1 protein-coding gene is annotated in these 756 nt (G+C 60.2%); it reads left to right on the top strand.

Going from position 1 to position 756, the window contains the following annotated elements; translation table 11 throughout:
* On the top strand, positions 1-746 hold a 746-nt coding region (locus AWB67_RS38945; protein ID WP_235025638.1), incomplete at its 5' end, for a helix-turn-helix domain-containing protein.
* Positions 747-756: the final 10 nt, after the last annotated feature.

Below are 756 nucleotides of genomic sequence, written 5' to 3'. Positions count from 1 at the left end.
AGAGGAACTGGGAAGCAGCGTTGCGTCGTGTACAAGCCTGCCAGGCGCGTCTGCAGACCGCACGCACATCAGTGCCAGCTCGCGCTGCTCCTGACTTCACCAAGCTTGCCGAGGACCTCGACGCCGCCTGGAATGCTCCGGGTGTCACCATGCGCATGCGCCAGCAACTGGTTCGGGCGCTGATCGTCGATATTGTCGCGGCCGTGGATGAGACAACGCGTGAAGTTATTCTCACGATCCACTGGCAAGGAGGCCAGCATTCACAGTTGCGCATCCGCAAGCCCAAGACAGGCGAACACGGATGCAGCACCTCTGACGAAGCGCTCGCCGTTATCCGCAGCATGGTTACCCGATGGTCTGATCAGGACATCGCCGCATCGCTAAACCGGATGGGAATACGGACGGGCCAAGGCAAGACCTGGACTGCGCATCGGGTTAGATCCGTACGGCACGTGCGCGACATCCACGCCTATAAATCGGCTGAGAAGGAGGGTGAATGGTTGACGATGTCCGAGGCAGCGGAAGTGCTTGGCGTCACCAATCATGCGATCCGCCGCCTGATCAAGGACCGAATTCTGCCCGCTGAGCAAGTAATGCCCGACGCTCCATGGCAGATCCGCGCAAGCGACCTGCATACCGAGGCAGTTGATGCCGCGCTGACTACCCGGAAGCTTCGCCCGTGTCGCAGCGCCATCGAAGGCCAACTCCCAATGTTTATCGAGGATTCAGAAGGAGGTGCACAATGAACGCCCCGTC

The sequence above is a fragment of the Caballeronia terrestris genome (genome assembly GCF_001544515.1).
GTDB lineage: Bacteria > Pseudomonadota > Gammaproteobacteria > Burkholderiales > Burkholderiaceae > Caballeronia > Caballeronia terrestris.
The sequence above is the reverse complement of the archived record's forward strand: the minus strand, read 5'-3'. Positions and strand labels throughout refer to the sequence as shown.